This window comes from Streptomyces sp. NPDC002057, assembly GCF_040296665.1.
In the GTDB taxonomy this organism is placed as follows: domain Bacteria; phylum Actinomycetota; class Actinomycetes; order Streptomycetales; family Streptomycetaceae; genus Streptomyces.
Window position 1 is genome coordinate 1 of sequence record NZ_JBEOXR010000089.1, and the last position, 20,294, is coordinate 20,294.

Here is a 20,294-nt window from a genome sequence, read left to right on the forward strand (position 1 = left end):
GATGCCGGGGTAGTTCATCGTGTCGGAGATGATGTTGTTCTCGATGGTGTTGCCGAAGCCGCCGTAGACCGCGATGCCGTTGGCCCGCCAGGGCAACTGGATGGTGTTGTTGCGGAAGTGGTTGTTGGAGCCGATGTCCACCGAGGTGTCCTTGACGTACTTGGACGCCCAGACCGCCAGCGCGTCGTCACCGTTGTTACGGAAGGACGAGTTGAAGACGGTGGAGTTACGGGTGCCGTTGGCGAAGTTGATGCCGTCGGCGTAGGTGTTGCGGATCCGCATGCCCGAGAACTCGACCCCGTCACCCGGCCCCCACAGCTCGGGGATGTTGGTGTAGTCGCGGCCGGCCCAGACGCCGACGTTGGCGTGCTCGATCCAGACGTTGCTGATCTTGGTGTTCTTGCCGAAGCGGCCGTTGAGGCCGACGCCGCCTTCCTCGGTGCCGTTGTTGCCCCGGATCGTGCCGGAGCCGAAGATGGCGATGTCGGAGATCTGGGTGTTGTGGTCGATGTCGAAGCCGAAGTTGCCCTCGTGCGGGTGGTTGATGCCGCCCGCCTGGTGCGGCGGGGTGAGGGTGTAGAGCTGGGAGTGCCACATGCCCGCACCCCGGATCGTCACGTCCCTGATGCCGACGGTGTTGTAGATACCCCGGTTCAGCGGGTCGTCGGTGAGGATCTTCTGCTCCTGGCGCCACTGGCCCGCCGGGATCCACACGCAGGAGATCTCGCCCTTCTGGTCGGCGGTCACCGCACGCTGGAGCGCGTCGGTGTCGTCGATGCCGTCGTTCGGCACCGCGCCGTAGTTCGTGATCGACACGCAGCCGGCCGGCTGGGCGGTCGGGGGCGCCACCTGCTCCAGGTCGATGAGGTCGATGATGTAGAAGGAGGCCGAGTCCCCCGCATCACGCTGCAGCCGGAACTTGGTCCCGGCCGGGTAGCTCTGGGCCAGCAGCGCGTGGGACTCGTCGAACAGCCGGCGCGCGTCGGCACCCGGCGCGTTCGTCAGGCCCTCGGGGTCATCGGTCGTCCCGTACAGCCAGCTGTGCTTCGACGTCAGGTTCAGCTTGCGGACGAAGACGTCGTTGGCGTAGAGGCTGATCGTGGCTTCGGCGCCGCCACCGGACGAGGCGTCCGGGATGGAGTTGCGCACCACGATGGAGTTGGACGCGTTGGTGGAGGTGAACTCGACGAACTCACCCGTGGAGTTGAGACGCACCGACTTGCGGCCGGAGGACTCGGTGGCGAAGTTGGTGTGCCCGAAGGTCCGCTTCTGGTCGGCCGTGAGCAGGGTGCCCTGGTAGCGGGCGTCCTCCGCCTCGTACTCCGTGTACGGAACGGCCGCGCCCCGGCCGACGACGAGCGACCGGGAGAAGACGTTGTTGGTCTCGTTCGTCTCCGCCACGGTCGCGGTGGCATCAGCCGTCGCGGTGAGGGTGACTCCCCCGCTCACGGCGGTCCAGGTGCCCGTGAGCGGCACCTGGACCGACTGGCCGGCGGCGACCGCGGGGGTCGTCCCGTTCAGCGTGGTGGTTCCGGCGGCCAGCCGCGTGACGGACCCGGCGGCGACACCCGTGGTGCCCCTGTTCTGGACCGTGGCGGTGAAGGCGACCTGCGCGCCGATGGCCGGAGCGGCCGGGTTCGGCGTGATCGCGGTGACCGTGAGGTCGGGGCCGGGTGCCTGACCGACGACCAGCTTGGAAGAGCCGGTCCGGCTGTTGTTGGTGTCGTCCTGCTCGACAACGGTGTTCGCCGGGTCGACGACGGCGGACACCGTGTAGTTGCCCATCGCCTTCTTGCCGACCGCGACCTTGACGGTCGTGGACGCACCTGCCGCGAGCGCACCCACCTGCGCGGAGCCGGCCACGGCACCTTCGAGGCTCACCTGGACCGACGTCGCCGGCGAGGCGGCGGTGCCGGCGTTGCGGACGGTCGCGCTGACCTCGACGGAGTCCGTCTCCGAGGGGGAGGAAGGGGTCCATACGAGGTCGGTGACCGTGAGGTCCGGGTTCGGGGCGGCGGTACCCACCACCTGGAACTCGGCGACCTGCGCCCCGGGAGCACCGCTGTTGCTGAAGAACTTCAGCTGGACATCGGCGTACCGGCCGGTGACCGGGATGGTGATGGTGTTTCCGCCCGAGGAGGGGCTGAACTGGTAGTCGGCGCGGGCCTTGAGGGAGATGAACCCGGTGGCCGACTGCTCACGCCCGAGCACCTCGATGGCCTGCGTCCGCGGACCCCACGCCTGGTCCGGGTTGAGCCGGATCTTGACCGCCTCGACCTGGGCGTTGGCGCCGAGTTTCGCCGTCAGGGTGGCGGGGAAGCCGGCCGACTCCCAGTAGGTGGCGGCGTTGTCGTCGTTCGCGTTGGCGGCCACGTACGACTGGGTGACGGAGGAGGCCTCGATCGGCTTGTTCCTCGCCAGGTTGGTGCCGGTCGGCTCCGGCTCGACCGGGCCGCCCCCGCCGTCCTCGCCGAAGATCTCCAGCTCGGAGAGCTGCGCCGCGTTCCATCCGGTGTTCGCCGCCACCTGTACGCGGATGAAGCGGGCCGTGGTCGCGGTGACGGGGATGCTGACGGTGTTGGCGTTGGCCGGGTCGAAGGTGCGCGCGCCCGATCCCGAGAGCGTCGCGAACGAGGATCCGTCCGTGCTGCCCAGCACGCTCAGGGTCTGGACCCGCGCGCCCCAGGAAGCGGGAAGCTTCAGCGCGACCCGGTCGACTTCGGTGCTCGCCCCCAGGTCGACCTGTACCCACTGCGGAAGCGCCCCGTTGGGACCCTCCCAGTAGGACGCCTGGCTTCCGTCCGTCACATTGCCGGCGACGTAGCTGCCGTTCGCGCCGCCCGCGCTGGCGGGCTTGCCCAGGGCCAGGTTGGGGCCCTCCGCGGCATGGGCGGGAGCGGGGAGCATCCCCACCCCTATCAGGCCCGCCATCACCGAACCGACGATCACTCGTCGGCCCTGGTATCTCGATCGCATGAAGAGTCCTCTTGATTCCTCACCCGAGCGGCCGACCGTGACGCGCCCTGCCGGCGGCGCGAACAGCACCGGGTGAGGAGGGCTGGCCTGGGGGGCGGAAGCACGGGATGAACGTCGACAGAGTCCTCGCACGGCACCTTCCATGCTCAGAGACGGAACATGTGAGTGCTAGCGAGTCTTTTTGAGCTTTTCAGTCAATCTTTTGCGATGACCAGGTGACAGGTTTCCGCCAGGTCACCACTTTGTCAACGGGCATGACAGGACTGCCCAGTTGGAGGCCTCCCTGCCGTCGACGAGGGCCCCGGACAAGTCGGACGACGGAGGCGATTCACCGGACGCCGGGCAACTCGCACGTCGGCGCGCAGCTCGACACACTCGGGAACCTGGCCGGCCGCCGGGACCAAAAAGGTATGAATGGACGGCCTATGGAATTGATCGCCGCCTTCGTGGCGGTTCGCCCACCGTGCGTAGCCTCGTCGCCGTCATTCGCGGCAGGAACGGAGCGCGGTGGCTCCGCCGGGCGTCAGGGGGCACAGCGGCACGGCGCGGCAGCCGGTCGCGGACCACGCCCCCGCGAATGTTCTGGAAACGGCGTCGCCGTGGAGACGGGGCGACACGGGGTGCACGTCTCCGCCGGTAGGTCGCCGGCAGCACCACGGCGACCATCCGAGGATCCGCATCAGAGGGGAGTGCCGGACTCGGCCCCGCGACGGTTCAGGCGTGCAGTGGCGGGGCGGTCGAGCCGCGGACCACCAGCTCGGGCTCGAAGAGAAGCTCACCGGCGTGAGCCTGCGCGCCCTGGATCTGGGCACACAGCAGGTCCACGGCGGCGCGCCCCATGGCCTCGATCGGCTGCCGCACGGTCGACAACGGCGGCTCGGTGCAGTTCATGAAGGCGGAGTCGTCGAATCCGAGCACGGACACATCGGCCGGAACCGCGAAGCCACGTCGGCGGGCGGCCCTGATGGCGCCGAGAGCCAAGGGGTCGCTCGCACAGATGACGGCCGTCACCCCACGGTCCCAGAGACGCCCGGCAGCCAGCTGCCCGCCCTCCAGGGAGAACATCGAGCGCTCGACGAAATCCTCCGGCAGCACCGTCCCCACCGCGGCCGCGGCTACGCGCGCCGCAGCCAGCTTCCGGCGCGAGGGAATGTGGTCCTCGGGTCCGAGGACCAGCCCGATGCGCTCATGCCCCAGAGAGGAGAGATGCCGCCAGGCCTGCTCGACGGCCGCCATGTCGTCACAGGAGACGCACGGGAAGTCCAGGCCCTCGATGGGTGCGTTGACGAGCACGACGGGAATCTTCCGGTCCGCCAGCTGCCGGTAGTGCTCGTGCGGGGCATCGGCCTGGGCGAAGAGGCCGCCGGCGAAGATGACGCCGGACACCTGCTGCTGCAGGAGCAGGTCCACGTAGTCGGCTTCCGATACGCCGCCCTTGGTCTGGGTACAGAGCACGGGCGTCAGCCCCTGCTGTGCCAGCGAACCACCGATGACCTCGGCGAAGGCGGGGAAGATGGGGTTCTGCAGCTCGGGCAGGACGAGCCCCACCAGACGGGCCCGCTCGCCTCTGAGCTGCGTGGGACGCTCGTACCCCAGGACGTCCAGGGCGGTGAGTACGGACTGGCGGGTCACCTCGGAAACCCCGGGCTTGCCGTTGAGAACCCGGCTGACCGTGGCTTCGCTGACTCCCACCTTTTTCGCTACCTGAGCAAGTCGTCGCGTCACGAACGCAACCGTAGCGCAAGAACAGTAAAGAAGTTTCAAGTTTCTGCTGACATTCTCTCACTGTATGCAAACGCGGGTGGGGAGGTTCCCAGTCTCGGGCGCTCACCGTGACCGGCGAAGGCCTGGCCGAAGCCCGGGGGAGGCGAGAAGCATGGTGTGAGGGGTCGACGGAAGCAGGTAACGTCTTTGGCATGTTCTTCCAGCCGCCGATTTACGAGTGAGAGCGTGATGGGCCCCTGCTGACGTCGCTCGGCGTCGCCGCGCCCATCCCCCACCGATGAATCCGTCGATCACTTCACATCATTCCCGGGAGAACCCATGACCGTGAGCAAGAACATCAACAACCCCGTGGGCCAGGGCGGCGGACAGCGCAAGAGGCTGTCCCGCGCCGAACGTCAGAACAACGGTCCCCACCGCAACCTCGACCGCCAGGGCGCCGCCGACCAGAAGGCGGAGCTGGTGCGCAAGATGCGCGAGAAGGCAGGCGCAGCCGAGGCCGCCGGGCAGACGGGCGACGACACCGCACAGAGCTGACGCCGTGCGGCCCCAGGGCCGCACCGCACAGAGCAGGGCTCGGACCGCGACGCGCGGTCCGAGCCCTGCTGCCGTCTCGCGGCTCTCCTGCCGTCTCGCGGCTCCTCTGCCGTCTCGCGGCTCTCCTGCCGCACCGGGCGCCGCTGGTACCGCCCTGTTCTCGGCCGTCCCCCCACGACAGCGCCCGGACCGCTGGACGAGGCGAGCCACGGGGCCATCCGGCCCTGCGTGCGCGTGCCCGGCTCCCGGGGACGTGCCCGGCTCCCGGGGGCGTGGTCATGTCGATCATGCGAACTACGCGCGTCGACCTGCCCGTTCGCTGTTGACGACCCTCATCGTCTCGGCGAGACTCCTGCCTCATGCAGCCCTCGCGTGACCCCTCGGTCACCCTCGTTCAGCGGCGACACGTGGACCTCGTCCGTGTCGCGAGCGCTGTCTGTCGCTGCCGCTGACGGCTGCCCGTCCACTCACCTCGTATTTCCATGCTCCTCGGTTCGCCCCGCACGGCAGGACTCCGGAGGCATGTCCGCACGTCCTGCTGGAGGTCTGTATGTCCACACCCCTGTCCCGCCGCGCCCTGGGCGGGGTCGCCGCCGGTGCCGCTGCCGCGGCTGCCCTCGGCGTCACCGCGCCCGCCGCTCAGGCGAGCCCGACGGCCGACCCGCAGGAGCGTCCCTTCCGTGCCGCGCACCCCCGTCGCCATTCCCGACGGCCCAACATCCTCTTCATCCTGGGCGACGACCTCGGCTGGGCCGACCTCTCCTCCTACGGCTCCCCGCACATACGCACCCCGCACCTGGACCGTCTCGCCCGGGAGGGCGTCAGATTCACCGACGCCTACTCCGGGTCCGCGACCTGCTCCCCCACCCGGTTCAGTCTCTACACGGGCCGGTACCCGGGACGTACGAAGGGAGGGCTGGCCGAGCCGATCGCCGACAAGTCCGTCGGCCTGGAACCCACCCACCCGACGCTCGCCTCGCTCCTGCGGGACTCCGGCTACGCCACGGCCCTGATCGGCAAGTGGCACTGCGGCTACCTGCCCGACTACTCCCCCACCCGATCCGGATGGGACGAGTTCTTCGGCAACTTCGGCGGGGCCCTGGAGTACTACTCCAAGCTCGGTCTCGGCGGCGAGTACGACCTCTACGAGGGCGACGCCGAGTACAAGGATCTGCGCTACTACACGCGGATACTCACCGAGCGGGCGAGCGAGTACGTCAGCCGTGACCACGACAAGCCCTGGCTGCTCAACCTGAACTTCACCACCCCGCACTGGCCCTGGATCGCCGACGGCGACACGGAGGCCAGCGCGGAGATCGTCCGTCGCATCAAGGCCGGCGACCGGTCCGCGCTCTGGCACCAGGACGGCGGCTCCATCGAGAAGTACAAGGAGATGGTCGAGGACCTCGACCGCTCGATCGGGCAGGTCCTGAAGGCGCTGAAGCGCTCCGGCCAGGACCAGGACACCCTCGTCTTCTTCGCCAGCGACAACGGCGGCGAACGCTTCTCCTACAACTGGCCGCTCGCGGGCAACAAGGGCTCACTCCAGGAGGGCGGCATCCGCGTTCCCTCCATCCTGCGCTGGCCCGCCCGGGTCGACGGAGGCCAGGTCAGCGACCTGCCGGTGTTCACTCCCGACTGGACGGCGACCCTGCTCGACCTGGCAGGTGCCCGCCCCCATCCGGCGTACCCCCTCGACGGCACCAGCCTCGCCGGGCATCTGCTGCGCGGCACCGAGCCGCCGGAGCGCGACCTCTTCTGGCGGGTGCGGGGCGAACGGGCACTGCGCCGCGGCGACTGGAAGTACTACCGCGGCAAGTCCGGTCGCGACCAGCTCTTCGACCTCTCCGAGGACGCCCGCGAGCAAGCCGACCGGGCGCCCCTCGAACCGGCCCGGCTCGCCGAACTGCGGGCCGCGTGGGAGCGGATCGACGCCGGGCTGCTCCGCTACTGAGCCACGACGACCGTGTCATGAGAGCCGGGGGGGGGCAGGGGTGATGCCCATGGTGTCCTCACGGGCTCCCTTCTGAGCCGTCGGGGCCGCGCGGGCGTGGAGGCGCGCGGTGGTTCAGGCGGCGGCTACTCGTAGGCCGCGAGGGCGTGGAGAGGCGCGGCGGTTCAGGCGGCGGCTACTCGTATCCCCTGCCCTTCCCGCTCCGAGAGGACGGCAGGGGCACCTCCCCGCCCGCGGTGCTTCCTGGCGGTCCGCCCGGGCCCGAGGCCGTGCTCTCGTCGTCCCTCCACCCTGTCAGGGCGATGTCGGTCCTGGACGAGGCGTTCAGCTTCCGCATGATGCGTGCCACGTGGTGTTCCACGGTCCGGGTGGAGAGCACCAGGCTCTCGGCGATGTCCCGGTTGGCACGCCCCTGGACGACGAGGCGGGCGACCTCCTGTTCGCGCGGGGACAACTGGTCGCCGTAGCCGATGCGGCCGCGGCGGTGGGTGGTGACGATGGCGTGGCGGCGCAGGAGTCGTTGGCAGCGGGCCACGTCCCAGCGGGCACCCAGCCGGCGGTACACCTCGACCACGTCCTGGATACCGCCCGCCGCCGACTCTCCGTGCAGGCCGAGCAGGCAGCGTCCGCGGGCCTCCGCGGCCCGTGCGGCGTCGAGGGGCCGGCCGAGCTGCCGCCAGCGCGTCTCGGCGTCCGTCAGCAGTCGGACCGCCTCGTCCGGCCGGTCCGCGGCCTGGGCGAGCAGGGCCTCGCACATGGCCAGGGCGGTGCGTGGGGCGGGCGCGTCGCGGTCCTCGGTCCCGGCCGCGAAGTCGTCGACGAGTCGCCGGGCCCGCGATGTCTGGCCGCTCCCGTGGAGGGCTTCGACCGCGACGGGCAGCACCTCGCCGGCCCACACCCAGCCGCCGGTGCGCTCCAGCCGGTGCAGGACCTGCTCGACGGCGTCGCAGGCCTGTCCGGGCCGTCCGGCTTCGAGGTGGACGCGGGCGGTGGCCGCGGCCGAGGCGGTGAGGATGAACCCCGTGTCGTAGCGAGTGGTACGGGCGGCCTCCGCGAGGTCGTGGCGGGCCCGGGGAACATCGCCGAGCACGTGCAACGCGGTCAGGCCGCGGACGAGCATCGCCTCGGCGGTCAGGTCGGGTATCTCCTGGTAGAGCCGGGTGGTGTGGTCGGCGGCGGTGTGCAGGTCGTGCCAGTGGCCCGCGTGCCAGGCGAGCACGAGCCCTGCGGTCTGGACGAGCCCTTCGAGGTACGGGCTGCTGGAGTCGGCGAGCCCTTCGACGGCCCGGTCGAGGAAGTCCCGCGCCCGGGCACCGTAACCGAGGGCGCTGGACGCGTGCGCCAGGTTGGTCCAGCCCCGGGCGTGGTGCGCCGCCTCCATCGCGGAGCCGGCCGGACCGCGCAGGGCTTCCGCGGCGTGCCAGGCCCGCGGGTCCCCCAGCAGCATCAACGCGGTGGCCCGGTTGGCGGCGATGGCGGCGCGGCCCACCGGATCGGTGACCCTCTCGACGAGCGTCTCAGCGCGATCCAGCCAGCTCTGGTGCCGGCCGACGGGCCATCCCTGGATGGAGGGAATGGCGGCGACCGCCATGGCGCGGGCCGCGGTCTGCGGGTCGGACGCCTCCAGGTCCGGGATGGCGCGGGCGACCTCGTTGAGGCTGTCCAGCGCCCCTCCGCTCTGGTTGCGCAGGACAACACTCAGGTGCAGGCGGATCTCACCGCGCAGACGCGGTGGCGGGTCGTCCTCGTCCAGGACCGTCCGCACGGCGGCCACCACGTGTTCGCCGGCGCGCGCCAGTTGCGCCGTGCGCGCCAGCTTCGCGGCGGTTCGGATCCGTCCCCCGGCACGCGGATCCTCGGCGACGGCCCGGGTGTAGAGGCTGGTCGCGGTGGCGTAGTCGCCGGAGGCGGCGGCCCGGTCGGCAGCCGCGACAAGGCAGCGCAGGCCGTCGCGTACCCGTCCGGCGGCCGTGTACAGCCGGGCGAGGTCGGTCAGCGGCAGCGGCCCGTCGCCGTTCCGGTGCAGGACGCGGGCGGCACGCAGGCTCAACCGGGCCAGGTCGTGCCCCGGTACCCGCTCCAGCGCGGCCCGGCGATCCAGCGGATGCCGGAAGGCGGGGCCGGGTCCCTCGGTCCGCAGTACGGACTGTCTTCCGCACACGTCCACGGCCGCCTCTGCCCGTCCGGGTGCGACGTCCGCCACGTCGGCCAGGAGGTCGACGGGCACGGGACGGCCGAGGACCGCCGCCGCGGCGACCATCCGGCGAGCGTCCCCGCTGAGCGGTGCACACCGCCGGGCCAGCTCACGCCGCACGCGAACGGGCACCCCCGTCTCCCGTACGGCTGTGAGCAACGCCCCGGTGGGCGTGGCGTCCGACCCGCCCGCCCTCAGCAGCTCGCCGGCCTCCTCCAGCAGTGCGACGGCGGCCCCGGGCAGTCCTCCCGACAGCTCGTGAACGAGCGCCGCGAGGTCCCGGCGTTCGTCCGTCCCTACCGACCGGCGGCCGCCGAGCCACCGCCGGACGCACTCGTCCGTCTCCTCCGGCGTCCAGGGCCGTAGGCCGACCTCCTCGAACCGAGTCCCTGCCGCCCCACGGACACCCAGGACGGGCAGCCCCGGTGCGGAGTCCTCCGTGACGACGAGCCGCAGTCCGGTCGGCATCGCTCCCGCGAGGTGGTGGAGCAGGCGGACGGTCGCCGGGTCCGCGTGATGGATCTCCTCCAGGACCAGCACGGTGTCACCGAGCGATGCCAGCAACGCCCTGATCGCGCGGGGTAGCAGTCCGCGTCGCACCTCCGCGTCGCCCGCCGCCACGGGTGGGCGCGGCAACCGGTCGGCCAGCTCGGGTACGACGAGTCCCACGACACCCGTTACCGGGGGGAACGGCCGGACGGGGAGACCGGGGCGGTACGGCAGTCCGGCCAGGGCATCGGTCACGGCACCCAGCGGCACCACGTTCACGTCGTCGTCGCTGTCGCTGTCGCTGTCGCTGTCGCTGGCACTGGCACTGGCACTGGCACTGGCACTGGCACTGGCACTGGCACTGGCACTGGCACTGGGGAGTGTCTCGCGCTGGTCGGCCGACGGTTCCCCGTGCAGGCCGACGCCGGGGCTCGTCGCACGCAGGAGGGCCGACTGTACGTCGTTCACGCTGCCGCCGAAGCACGTCCCGCGCAAGTGGGTCCACTCCGCGAACTCCCGCCCGCCGAGCACCTCGTCCACGAGCCGCGACGTTCCCGTCCCGGCTTCCCCGCGTACCACCGTGAGGCTCTGCCCCCTGCGGAGCGCTTCCCGCAGGCGTCGGGCCTCCTCGTGCCGTCCGACGAAACCGCCCACGCCGGCCGCCTCTTCGCTGTGGCCCGTATCGAAAGGGTGTCTCTGCACGGCTCCGCCTTTCACCGCCGCCTCACTCGGAGGGTCCGCCGGACGTCGCGGTGGCCCTTCGGCCGGAACCCCTGGCCGACGAGCGGCGATCCGCCCGAGCCGGCCTCGGGGCAGCCGTTGAGCAGGTGGTCTACCTGGAGAAGGGCCGAAGTCGCAATAGGGGACGGCCACCTACTGATTGCGCCGGACGCCTGGTGGGTGCCGGAGGGGCGTGGCGCGGGCTCCCGGGTGCTCCGGGTGCTCCGGGTGCTCCGGGTGCTCCGGGTGCTCCGGGTGACAGTCGGCGGGCGGCAAGATCCCCACCCCCGCATCCCTCCCCCACCGCCCCCGCCTCGCTGCTCTTTGGGTAGCGGTACGGATTGCTGCGTTCCTCCCCTGTGACCGAAGCTCTGGGCGGTCCGGTGACGCCGTCCCCGTACGCCACGGTTCCCCAGCCGGTGGACGTACGGGGTGGCAGCACCCCACGCGGTCGTTCGGCGTGACCGGACCCGTGTCGTCCGGAGCCGACTCCGGACGACATACGACGCACGACGCACGACGCACAACCCCGTCCCGTCCCGCCGTGGTGGGCGCCGACACCCGAAGGCGGCCACCCGAGCACCCACGGCCGACCTTGTCATGATCCGAACAGATCTGACCTGACCGGCCGGCCGGCGGCGACCCTCCGGACGCGCGCCGCCCCACCCCGGCGGCGCGTGTCCGGAGTCCCCGAAGCGACGGATGCCGCCCTCCGGACCCGAGCCAGGTCCGGACACCTCTCAAGGGAGTACACAGACATGGAGTTCGAAGCGCGCGCCGTCCGGCGCCTGCTCGCCGTCAGTACCAGTGCCGCCCTGCTGGCCGTGGCCGCCTCCACCGCGTCCGCCACCGCCGTACCCACGCCGCCGGGCGGCGGCGAAGGCCGTATCGTCGGCGCCGACCGCCCCGGCGCCGTCGAAGGCTCCTACATCGTGACCTTCAAGGACTCGGTCGCCCGGGCCGACGTGCCCGCCTCCGCGAAGGCGCTGGCCCAGCGGCACGCGGGCAGTCTGCGCTACACGTACACCGCCGCGCTGCGCGGCTTCGCGGTGCGGATGAGCGAGAGCGAGGCGCGGCAACTGGCCGGCGACCCGTCGGTGGCCCGCGTGGAAGCCGACGCGGCGGCGTACGCGGTCGGCACCCAGCCCAGCCCGCCCTCCTGGGGCCTGGACCGCGTCGACCAGCGCAACCTTCCCGTGGACAAGAGCTACACCTACGGCACCACGGCCTCCAACGTGAACGCCTACATCGTCGACACCGGCATCCGCATGAGCCACGGCGACTTCGGCAGCCGCGCCGTCAGCGGGTACGACTTCATCGACAACGACTCCAACGCCTCCGACTGCCAGGGACACGGCACGCACGTCGCAGGCACCGTCGGCGGCAGCTCGTACGGCGTCGCCAAGGGGGTCAAGCTGATCGGCGTTCGCGTCCTGAACTGCCAGGGCACCTCCGGTGACACCTGGGCCCCGGTCCTCGCGGGCATCGACTGGGTCACCAAGAACGCGGTCAAGCCGGCTGTGGCCAACATGAGCATCGGCGGAGGCAAGACCCAGTCCGTGAACGACGCGGTCGCCGCCTCCATAGCCTCCGGAGTCACGTGGGTCGTCGCGGCCGGCAACAACAACGCCGACTCGTGTTCCTACTCGCCGTCCTCCACCCCGTCCGCCATCACCGTCGGCGCCACCAACAGCCGGGACGCCCGCGCCACCGGCTGGTCAAACGGTCAGGGCTCCAACTACGGCACCTGCCTGGACGTCTTCGCCCCCGGCGACAGCATCGTCTCCACCTCCAACTCCGGTGACTCCGCCTCCCAGTCGATGAGCGGCACCTCCATGGCCGCGCCGCACGTCGCCGGCGCCGCCGCCCTCCTGCTCTCCGCCAACCCGACCTGGACCCCTGCCCAGGTCCGCGACAAGCTGGTCGCCGACGCGACTCCCGACAAGGTCACCGACCCCCGCACCGGCTCCCCGAACAAGCTCTTGTACACGGGTACCGGTGACACCACCCCGCCGCCCACCGGCTCGAAGTTCGAGAACACCGACGACTACCAGATCCGTGACAACGCCACCGTGGAGTCACCCGTCACGGTCACCGGAATCACGGGCAACGCCCCCTCGAACCTCGCCGTCACCGTCGACATCCGCCACACCTTCCGCGGCGACGTCAAGGTGGAACTGGTCGCCCCCGACGGCGGCGTGTTCCTCCTGAAGAACTACAACTCCGCCGACGGCGCGGACCACATCCAGGGCACGTTCACCGTCGACGCCTCCGGCAAGGCCGCCAACGGCGCCTGGAAGCTCCGCGCCACCGACAACTGGGTCAACGACACCGGCTACATCAACGCCTGGTCGCTTCAGTTCTGACCCCGCCCCTCCCACCTCGCGCACCCGGCCCCCCGTCCTGGGGTGCGGCTCCGCCCCCGGCAGCGTTCGTCGGGGGCGGAGCCGGTCCCGTCGTGCGCGAGCTCCACGACGCGGTGACGGTGACGGACCGTAGATTGACCTGATGAGCAGAGACATACGCGTTTCCTTCATCGGTGACTCGTTCGTCCAGGGGATCGGCGACCCGGAACACCGTGGCTGGGTCGGCAGAGTTCTCCAGGCAACCGCCCATGAGGTGACGGCTTTCAATCTCGGCATACGGCGGAACACCTCCGACGACGTCCTGCGTCGCTGCTGGCAGGAGGTGGAGCCCCGGACGCTGCCGGGCGCCGACAACCGACTGGTCGTCTCCTTCGGAAGCAACGACACCGTGGAGGAGGACGGCGGGGTCCGCGTCGACCCGGCTCGCTGCCTGGACAACCTGGCGTCGATCCTCGACGAGAGCGAGCGGCGGGCGGTGACCGCGCTGGTGGTCGGCCCTCCCCCGGTCGTCGGCGCCGGTGAGGGCCATCTGCGGCGGGCCCTGGAACTCGCCGAGGAGATGGCCGCGACCTGCCGTCGGCGTCAGGTGCCGTTCATCGCCACGACCCGGGCGCTCGCCGAAGACGCCACCTGGGCCGGGGAGGCGCTGGCCGGCGACGGCGCCCATCCCGGCAGCGGCGGCTACACCAAACTGGCTGACCTCGTCCTCACGGACCTGTGGCACGACTGGATCACTGACCCGCGCCGCTGACCAGGACACGGCTCTCACGGGTTGCTCTTCCGATACTCCACGGCCAAGGCCTCCGCCACGATGTGTGTGGTGGCGGACCCCGACGGCGGCCGACACCGGGCGGCGAGGACCAGGGCGGAAGACGCCCTGCTGATCAGGGAATTCCACAGCTGTAGCGTGCGGACCATGACGATGGAGACGCACACGGTACGAGACGTCTGGGCGCGCACGTTGCTCGTGGACGCGGGTGTGGATCCGAGCGAACTGCGGCTGGACGTGCCCGAGCAGGTGGACCGTGGCATCGCCCTCGCCATGAGCGGTTTCGACTCGAACCGCTCCGAGCTGGTCGCGGGCGCGGTCTCCATCGCCTGGGAGATCATGCGGCGGTGGCGTACGCCCCGGCCGGAGTTGGTCGCCGGCTTGGTCCGGGTCCTGGAATCCAGCGAGTTCCATGCCAGGGGCGACGCGGCGATGGTGTTGGCGCGGCTCGTGTCGCCGGACTCCACACAGGACGTCACGTCGGCCGTCCCCGCGCTCATCGCGGCCGCCGACGATTCCTTCGACCGGGTTGCCGGGCCGGCGGCGCTGGCTCTGGCCCGTCTCGGCCGTCCGGAGGTTCTGGACCCGGTGCACCGTTGGCTGGCGTCGAGCAGCGGGCTCCCGTTCTTCCAGGTGACGTCACTCGGGGAGGTCCTCCACCCGCTGGTGGGACGCGCCGACGCGCTGCTCCCCGGAATACGTCGCACACTCCTCGACTCGGCCGACACGGAGGGCCTCCGTCCGGTCCTCACGACACTGGCCGCGTGGGGCCCCGCCGCGAGCGAGACGGTTCCTGAGCTCGTGTCGGCCCTCGCCACCCGCAACGTCCGGTGGGCCTGCGACACGCTCGGCGGTATCGGCCCGGCGGCGGCGCCCGCGGCGAGCACCCTCGAAAGTCTCCTCCGCGGCATCACGCGACCACCGCGTCACGACGGCAGCGCTCCGTTGCCGCACGGCGTACGAAGATGGCACGGCGCGCGGAACGCGGCGTGGGCCCATTGGCGGATCACCGGTGAATCACGGCTCTTCCTGGCGTTCCTGGAGGACGCGGCATCCCGGGGCTTGGGGTACGCCAGCCTCAGCCGCTTGGCGGAGCTGGGGCCAGAGGCGACGCGATTCGCGACTGCGGTCCGGCCCTTGCTGGAATCCCCCGGCCCGTGGACCCGGGTCCAGGCCGCCCATGCCTGGTGGCGGATCACCGGCGACCCGGACGCCGCCGTCCCGGTCCTCCTGGCCGCGCTGGAGCCCCTGAGGTCGGGCGACGCCGACGAGCCCTGCATCGCGGCAGTCCGGTACATCGCCCGGATCGGCGCCCCCGCCCTCGCCGCCGCACCTCTGCTCGAAGCCACGCTGACGTCCGACCGCCGCTTCCCGGAAGACGTCCGCTCTGCGGCGCGTACGGCGCTGGCGACCTTCGGCGACGGCCGCCGGATTCGATGAACTCCTTCTGGGGCGCGCAGAAAGGCGTCCGGCGCTCACCGCCCGCCCCCTGGATGTGACCTGCGTCACTCAGGCAAGATTCTTTGCTCAATCCGGCTTCTGCCACCCCTGGGGAGTAGGACAACCCCTTTGAGGAGGAGCACATGGAAAGCAGGCCGCTCCAGGAGCCGGTAGAGCTTGGGACCCGTCCGGCGGTCCTCTGCTTCGGCGTCTCCCCTGACGACGAGTCGCGCAACGCCGCGGATCTGGGCCGCGAGCTCCTGGCCGCCGGCACGTGCCCGGTCGTCGCCATCCCTGACACCGCCGAGCTGCGGCGGCTGCTGCCCGACGACGACGTCGTCGTTCTCTACTACCAGGGCCATGGCGACCCCGCGCCCGGGCGCGAGCTCACCATCTTCGGATCTCGCGGCAGCCTGAAGCGCCAGGACCTGCTGCGGGCCTACCCGCGGCCCCGGTCGTGGACCGTGTTCTCCGCCCAGGAACTCTGCCGCCCTCTGCCGGCGGCCGTCCTCGCGGTCGCGACGACCGTGCCGATCCTCGTCAGGACGAGCGCCGAGTACCGGGCGGCGATCACCGCCGCTCGCGCGTGGCTGGAGGGGGACGCGACGGCGCCGGCGAGGTTCGCCACCGAATGGCTCGGCATGTCCGTCACGAAGGCCAACCACTGCTCCGAGGCGGTTGCCACCGCGTTGATGGACGACTGGTGGTCGGCCGCAGCATCGTGGAGCGGTGAGAGGGTCATCAAGGAGATCAAGCGTCGTACCACCACCGCCCGCCTCGCTCTGCGGCCGCTGTGGGAGCGCCAGGCACGCGGCGAGACGGTGATGATGCTGGGCCACCGGATCAAAGCCGGCGACAGCGTCCTGACGATGGAGGAGCTCGTCGCCGACCCGTCCGGGTCGGCCGAGGACCAGGCGCTTCCCCGCCTGGCCGCCCTCGACGCCCCATGTGTCTCGGTCGTCCTGACCGGCCTGGACGAGCGGGAGGCCGAGGTCGCCCTGGCGTACGCGATCAACGCCGGGATCGACTGGACGCAGGCAGCCCTGCGCACCGGTGTTCCGGAGAGCTACGGCACCAGGGTCGCCAGGAAGCTGGCCAGGCTCGGCAGACGGCACCGGGAACGGGCCCGTGGCATCACCACCCACACCGGATCCGCCCGGTGCCCCCATGGCCTCTTCGCCGACGAGGGAGGGCAGCTCTGATGCAGACGCTGACCGACGATCAGACGCACGGCCTGCACGCCGCGCTGGAGACCGCGGCGCGCGAACACGCCCGCACCCGGCTGGTCGCCAAGGCGGCCCGCAGCAACCTGCGACAGGCCCGCCGACGGCACCGCCGGGCGATGACACGCTCGCTGCTGCGCCGTACGAGTCCCCGGATCCGTACCGTGGCGACGTACGGCTTCGCCCTCTGTGCCCTGGTCTTCTTCGTCCTGGGCTCGCATCTGTACTGCACCCACCAGCCGGGCAGCGGTGACAGCTTCAAGGGTGCGGGCGCGGCCGCGGCCATCACCGCCGCACTGCGCCGCCGTCCCGAGGACCGTCCGGCCGACAGCGTGCTGAACAGACCGACCAACCGCTGAACGGGGACTGGGGAAGCGTCACCCCCCGCCCCCCGCCCCACGCCGCCGAGGCCGGTCCCGTCCCCAGGAAGGACGGGACCGGCCTTCGTGGTGTCCTGCGGGAGCCGGACCGGCTGCGGAGACTCCTTGGGCTGGTCGACTGCGGGAGCCGCGGCAGCCCGCCCGCGCGGGGTCGTGGCGTGCCCGGCCACCCCGGGATGCGCGGATCCCTGACCGGGCATGAGCCGCCACGTCAGACAGCGGCGGTGGCTCCTGCCTCCGGGAGCAGTCCGGGCATTCCCCCCGTCAGCACGACCACCCCGACCACCTCGCCGGCCTCGCAGCGGCCGACCCAGACGGGATAGGTACCGTCCCCCGTCGTCGCGAAGGCCGCCAGCTCGCCGCCGGAGGCCCGGTCCCGGGCGCGCAGCAGGTACATGGAGTCGCTGATGTCCTCGTAGACGTCCGGGTCCAGGTACCGGTCTGCCTGCATCAGGCTCTCGAAGAGCACGAGGAGCGGATCCCAGGCACCGGCATCGGCGAAGCAACCGGTGGCGCCGTCGGTGTCGAATCCGGAGATCTGGTTCTCGAAGAACAGCCGGAGGTCGTCGTCGGACCTGAGCACCATCTCCCAGGACACGGCGGGATCCTCCCTGACGAGCAGTCGGACGGCCGTGGTGTCGGTCCGCGTGACCTCTCTCCCCTCCCATTCGCAGTGGTACGTATGGCGGGCCAGCGCCTCCTCCAGTACGTACGCTCCGGGCGGGACGGGGACCGTGATGTGCGGCCCGTCTCCGTGGTCGATGTCCGGGCCGGAGACGGCCAGCAGCCCGCTGGGCACGTTCAGCACGCCGATGCGCCGTGGCTCCACGACCGTCATCCGGGGGTGGTACCCGTCGGTCACACACACCCCTGGCCGGAACAGCTCACCGATCAGCCCGGCTTGTGCGGGGCGGGGCGGACGCCAGCAGGTGGCGGGCGTCAGGTCGCCACCGTCATCGGCCGCCGCGGCGGCCTCGGCGATCTCGAAGACCGGCGGCTCCGTCAGCCCGTGGAGCCGAGACCAAAGAAGCGGCCACTCTCCGAAGACAGGCCGGTGCGTCCATCGCTCGTCGTCACCGAGCGTGGGCACGGTGATGTGAGCGCCTCCGTGCCTGCCCTTGGGCTCCTCGGTCCGCCGCCCCCTCCCGTCCGGGAAGAGCTCCACGGTGATGCGCGGGCACGCCTCGTCGAACTCCGCCATCTCAGGTCCGGTGTAGTACCACCCGGCGGAGTACCGGTGCAGGAGCCGCGTCGGGTCGTCCAGCAGCCGCAGGTCCAGTTCGTGGGTACGGCGGCCCTGCGCGTCGTAGACCCACAGCCCGGCATAGTGGTCCCGCCAGGAGACGAACCGCACCTCCAACGGAGCCTCGCGGCCCGCCGTCCGGTACACCACGACGTACGGAAGCCCGTCGGCATCCCGTTCACGGGCCTCCTCCATGGATATCGGCCGCCAGGGGACACGAGTCTCCAGATCCCACGCCTGCGCGTACCCCACCTCGATCACCATTGCCCGCTCCCCGCTCGCGTACGTGACGAGCCGCAACATAGCCGCCGCCTGTGACAACGACCGCACCGGACCGCGCGCGGGGGCTACACCAGCCCAGGCGGTCTCATGCCGCAGACCGAACGAACACGACTGGAGAGTTCAGCTCATGGCCGCGCCCTGCGAGGAACCGGGCAGGCCGAGCCGACACCCGGCCGGGCTGCCGGGCTGCCGGGCGATGCACGCGCAGGGGTCAACTGACGTGCAGGGCCCTTCCCTCGCGCTCTGTGTCGACCGATGTGACTGATCCACCCTGAAGTCGGTCGCGCAGCGGGCCATAGGCTGCGGCCCATGGAATCGTTGATCACGGCCGTCCGCGAGCAGCACGAAGCAGCCCGGTTCCTCGCATGGCCGGGTGACTTCGAGCTGGACCGAGGCGACCACGTCGAGGACGTTCACCTCGCCTCGGGCGCTGCGCTCGAGGGGTTGGCCGGCGACGGTGCCGGGGGCACGTACTTCTTCTGCGGCGACGGTGGAGAGGAACGTCCGATCCTCTATGCCGACTCCGAAGGGGGCGCCGCTCTGGTGGCGATCGGGCTGCCCGAGCTCCTGCGGCTGCTCCTGGTCGCTCCGTGGTGGCGCGACTGTCGGGACTTCACCGACGAGGAGAGTCGCGGGCTTGCGACCGAGTACCTGGAGGACATGCCGGACCTCGCCGCCCGGAGAGACCGCGCCGCCGTGGCCCTCGGCCTCGACCTCCCTGACCCTGCAGATGCCTTGGCCCGCTTGCGGGAGATGGCCGTTCGGGCCGGAGAGGGCTTCGTGCTCGTCTTCAAGCCCGAGGGTCACCCCTACGAGCCTCTCATCAGGAACTGAGACGCACCAGGAGAGCGGGAACCTAAGTGTGGTGGGGGCATTTCCTGGGCCCGGTGGTGGTGGAAGTGGCCGGGGAGGCGACCTCACGTACCGCGTCGCCACAGATCGCTACCCTGGCGCGACCGCGATGCAGAGGGCAGGGCGGGAAGAAGAGCGCAACGGGCCGCCGGAACACTGGCCTTCACGGATCGGGTCTGTCGTGTCCGATGACGTCGGTCTGGTGGCGCTCGGGCCGGCCGACTGCGGGAGTCGTCTGCCAAGACGTCGCCGTACGTGGCTACCGTCTGCCGCGTCGCATCACGGGGTGCGCTGTAGTCGGCCTGCGCCACCGACCGCGTGCCTGCGCCGACGAACGCCCGCCCGCCGTGCACCTCGGGGCTGGAGCCGGGAGCCGAGGTGGTGCGAGCGCGACCGGCTGTCCCTCTCGGATCGTCTTCCCTGAGCAGTTTTCGACTGATCACCACACAAGGTTCGGGCTGTCGGTGGTGGGATGAATCCATGCGACCCGAACACTGTGTGACCCGGAACCACATCGACGTGTGGAATGAACGTGTGCTGCCGTCGGGCCCGGAACGAATAAGGTTCCGGACGGTACTGCGGGGCTCACTCCTGCCGATCCTCGTCTGGACCGGCGGCGCGTCCCTCGCGTCCTTCGGCTACGGCCCTGTCGCCGCGATGGTCCTCGTCGGGCTCTTCACGTTGTTGTTCGTCGTGGGGTTCGGGCTCCGCCGCAGAGCAAGGCACTCGGTTCGGTGCAGCGTCTACGGTGCGCTGGGAGGAGTGCTCGACAAGTCCCTGGCAGGGTTCTGAGACGTTGCCACGGCTCAATCCAGTGCGGGCCCGTCGCAGTGGCCGCATGCGGCGAGGTGTGCCGTGTGGGCGCTCGCGATGGTGTCGACGTCGGCGGCGTTCTCCGTTGAGGAGGCGGAGGCGAGGGCATGGAGTGGTACCTGGGCGCCGTCTTCGAGGACGAGGCCGGGAGTGCCTGTTCGGAAGGGTCGGATGCCCTGGGTGGCGGGGCTGACCTCGCGGATCTTGCACCACGGGATGGTCCGGGACCGGCCCAGGCCGCGCTCCGTGATGGCCCGGCGCAGTTCCCATGGACAGCGCCCTCTGCCACCTCCCAGGCAACTACAGGCCCCGGGGGCGCGGGCGCGGGCCGGGC

The 20,294-nt window shown here is 71.1% G+C and carries 14 protein-coding genes; 10 read left to right on the forward strand and 4 right to left on the reverse strand.

Going from position 1 to position 20,294, the window contains the following annotated elements:
• Positions 1–2,976: CARDB domain-containing protein (locus ABT129_RS36840; protein ID WP_351910418.1), on the reverse strand; the 2,976-nt coding region annotated here is incomplete at its 3' end.
• A gap of 714 nt (positions 2,977–3,690) precedes the next feature.
• Positions 3,691–4,701: a LacI family DNA-binding transcriptional regulator gene (locus ABT129_RS36845; RefSeq protein ID WP_351910420.1), complete on the reverse strand. Its 1,011-nt coding sequence runs from the start codon at positions 4,699–4,701 to the stop codon at positions 3,691–3,693.
• A 318-nt stretch (positions 4,702–5,019) separates the two neighbouring features.
• Between ABT129_RS36845 and ABT129_RS36850 the strand changes: the two genes are divergently transcribed.
• The 3 genes from ABT129_RS36850 to ABT129_RS36860 all read left to right on the forward strand — a co-directional run bounded on the left by ABT129_RS36850 (position 5,020) and on the right by ABT129_RS36860 (position 7,189).
• Positions 5,020–5,235, forward strand: coding sequence for a DUF6243 family protein (locus ABT129_RS36850; protein ID WP_351910422.1), 216 nt, complete (start codon positions 5,020–5,022; stop codon positions 5,233–5,235).
• Positions 5,236–5,594: 359 nt separating this feature from the next.
• Positions 5,595–5,687 (forward strand): putative leader peptide, encoded by a 93-nt coding sequence (locus ABT129_RS36855; protein ID WP_351910424.1) that lies wholly within the window; start codon positions 5,595–5,597, stop codon positions 5,685–5,687.
• A gap of 98 nt (positions 5,688–5,785) precedes the next feature.
• Positions 5,786–7,189 (forward strand): sulfatase family protein, encoded by a 1,404-nt coding sequence (locus tag ABT129_RS36860; protein ID WP_351910426.1) that lies wholly within the window; start codon positions 5,786–5,788, stop codon positions 7,187–7,189.
• A gap of 175 nt (positions 7,190–7,364) precedes the next feature.
• Here the strand turns inward: ABT129_RS36860 and ABT129_RS36865 are convergent, their stop codons facing one another.
• A complete protein-coding gene (locus tag ABT129_RS36865; protein WP_351910428.1) occupies positions 7,365–10,574 on the reverse strand; it encodes a LuxR C-terminal-related transcriptional regulator in 3,210 nt (1,069 codons plus the stop codon).
• A 776-nt stretch (positions 10,575–11,350) separates the two neighbouring features.
• On the opposite strand from ABT129_RS36865, the gene ABT129_RS36870 reads away from it, so the two are divergent.
• From ABT129_RS36870 to ABT129_RS36890, 5 genes are all read left to right on the forward strand, one after another.
• Positions 11,351–12,958, forward strand: coding sequence for a S8 family peptidase (locus ABT129_RS36870; protein ID WP_351910430.1), 1,608 nt, complete (start codon positions 11,351–11,353; stop codon positions 12,956–12,958).
• A 142-nt stretch (positions 12,959–13,100) separates the two neighbouring features.
• Positions 13,101–13,709: a GDSL-type esterase/lipase family protein gene (locus ABT129_RS36875; RefSeq protein ID WP_351910432.1), complete on the forward strand. Its 609-nt coding sequence runs from the start codon at positions 13,101–13,103 to the stop codon at positions 13,707–13,709.
• A gap of 165 nt (positions 13,710–13,874) precedes the next feature.
• Positions 13,875–15,167 (forward strand): HEAT repeat domain-containing protein, encoded by a 1,293-nt coding sequence (locus ABT129_RS36880; protein WP_351910434.1) that lies wholly within the window; start codon positions 13,875–13,877, stop codon positions 15,165–15,167.
• Positions 15,168–15,310: 143 nt separating this feature from the next.
• Complete coding sequence (locus tag ABT129_RS36885; RefSeq protein ID WP_351910436.1) at positions 15,311–16,369, forward strand: hypothetical protein; 1,059 nt, start codon at positions 15,311–15,313, stop codon at positions 16,367–16,369.
• The gene (locus ABT129_RS36890) at positions 16,369–16,749 is read left to right on the forward strand and encodes a hypothetical protein (protein ID WP_351910438.1); all 381 of its coding nucleotides are present in this window, start codon (positions 16,369–16,371) and stop codon (positions 16,747–16,749) included. The genes ABT129_RS36885 and ABT129_RS36890 overlap by 1 nt, the downstream gene beginning before the upstream one ends.
• Before the next feature lie 232 nt (positions 16,750–16,981).
• Here ABT129_RS36890 and ABT129_RS36895 read toward each other — a convergent pair whose 3' ends face one another.
• Positions 16,982–18,277 carry a DUF4241 domain-containing protein gene (locus ABT129_RS36895; protein WP_351910439.1) on the reverse strand — a complete coding sequence of 432 codons (1,296 nt, stop codon included), beginning with the start codon at positions 18,275–18,277 and terminating at the stop codon, positions 16,982–16,984.
• 327 nt (positions 18,278–18,604) lie between these two features.
• Between ABT129_RS36895 and ABT129_RS36900 the strand changes: the two genes are divergently transcribed.
• Both ABT129_RS36900 and ABT129_RS36905 read left to right on the forward strand, forming a co-directional pair.
• On the forward strand, positions 18,605–19,129 hold the full coding sequence (locus tag ABT129_RS36900; RefSeq protein WP_351910441.1) for a hypothetical protein: 525 nt from the start codon (positions 18,605–18,607) through the stop codon (positions 19,127–19,129).
• Positions 19,130–19,627: 498 nt separating this feature from the next.
• Positions 19,628–19,939, forward strand: coding sequence for a hypothetical protein (locus ABT129_RS36905; RefSeq protein WP_351910443.1), 312 nt, complete (start codon positions 19,628–19,630; stop codon positions 19,937–19,939).
• Positions 19,940–20,294 lie beyond the last annotated feature (355 nt).

Excerpts from the sequence above, each read along its gene's own strand:
- ABT129_RS36850 (WP_351910422.1), top strand. The coding sequence starts at position 5,020 with ATGACCGTGAGCAAGAACATCAACAACCCCGTGGGCCAGGGCGGCGGA.
- ABT129_RS36855 (WP_351910424.1), top strand. The coding sequence starts at position 5,595 with ATGCAGCCCTCGCGTGACCCCTCGGTCACCCTCGTTCAGCGGCGACAC.
- ABT129_RS36860 (WP_351910426.1), top strand. The coding sequence starts at position 5,786 with ATGTCCACACCCCTGTCCCGCCGCGCCCTGGGCGGGGTCGCCGCCGGT.
- ABT129_RS36870 (WP_351910430.1), top strand. The coding sequence starts at position 11,351 with ATGGAGTTCGAAGCGCGCGCCGTCCGGCGCCTGCTCGCCGTCAGTACC.
- ABT129_RS36875 (WP_351910432.1), top strand. The coding sequence starts at position 13,101 with ATGAGCAGAGACATACGCGTTTCCTTCATCGGTGACTCGTTCGTCCAG.
- ABT129_RS36880 (WP_351910434.1), top strand. The coding sequence starts at position 13,875 with ATGACGATGGAGACGCACACGGTACGAGACGTCTGGGCGCGCACGTTG.
- ABT129_RS36885 (WP_351910436.1), top strand. The coding sequence starts at position 15,311 with ATGGAAAGCAGGCCGCTCCAGGAGCCGGTAGAGCTTGGGACCCGTCCG.
- ABT129_RS36890 (WP_351910438.1), top strand. The coding sequence starts at position 16,369 with ATGCAGACGCTGACCGACGATCAGACGCACGGCCTGCACGCCGCGCTG.
- ABT129_RS36895 (WP_351910439.1), bottom strand. The coding sequence starts at position 18,277 with ATGGTGATCGAGGTGGGGTACGCGCAGGCGTGGGATCTGGAGACTCGT.
- ABT129_RS36900 (WP_351910441.1), top strand. The coding sequence starts at position 18,605 with ATGGAATCGTTGATCACGGCCGTCCGCGAGCAGCACGAAGCAGCCCGG.
- ABT129_RS36905 (WP_351910443.1), top strand. The coding sequence starts at position 19,628 with ATGCGACCCGAACACTGTGTGACCCGGAACCACATCGACGTGTGGAAT.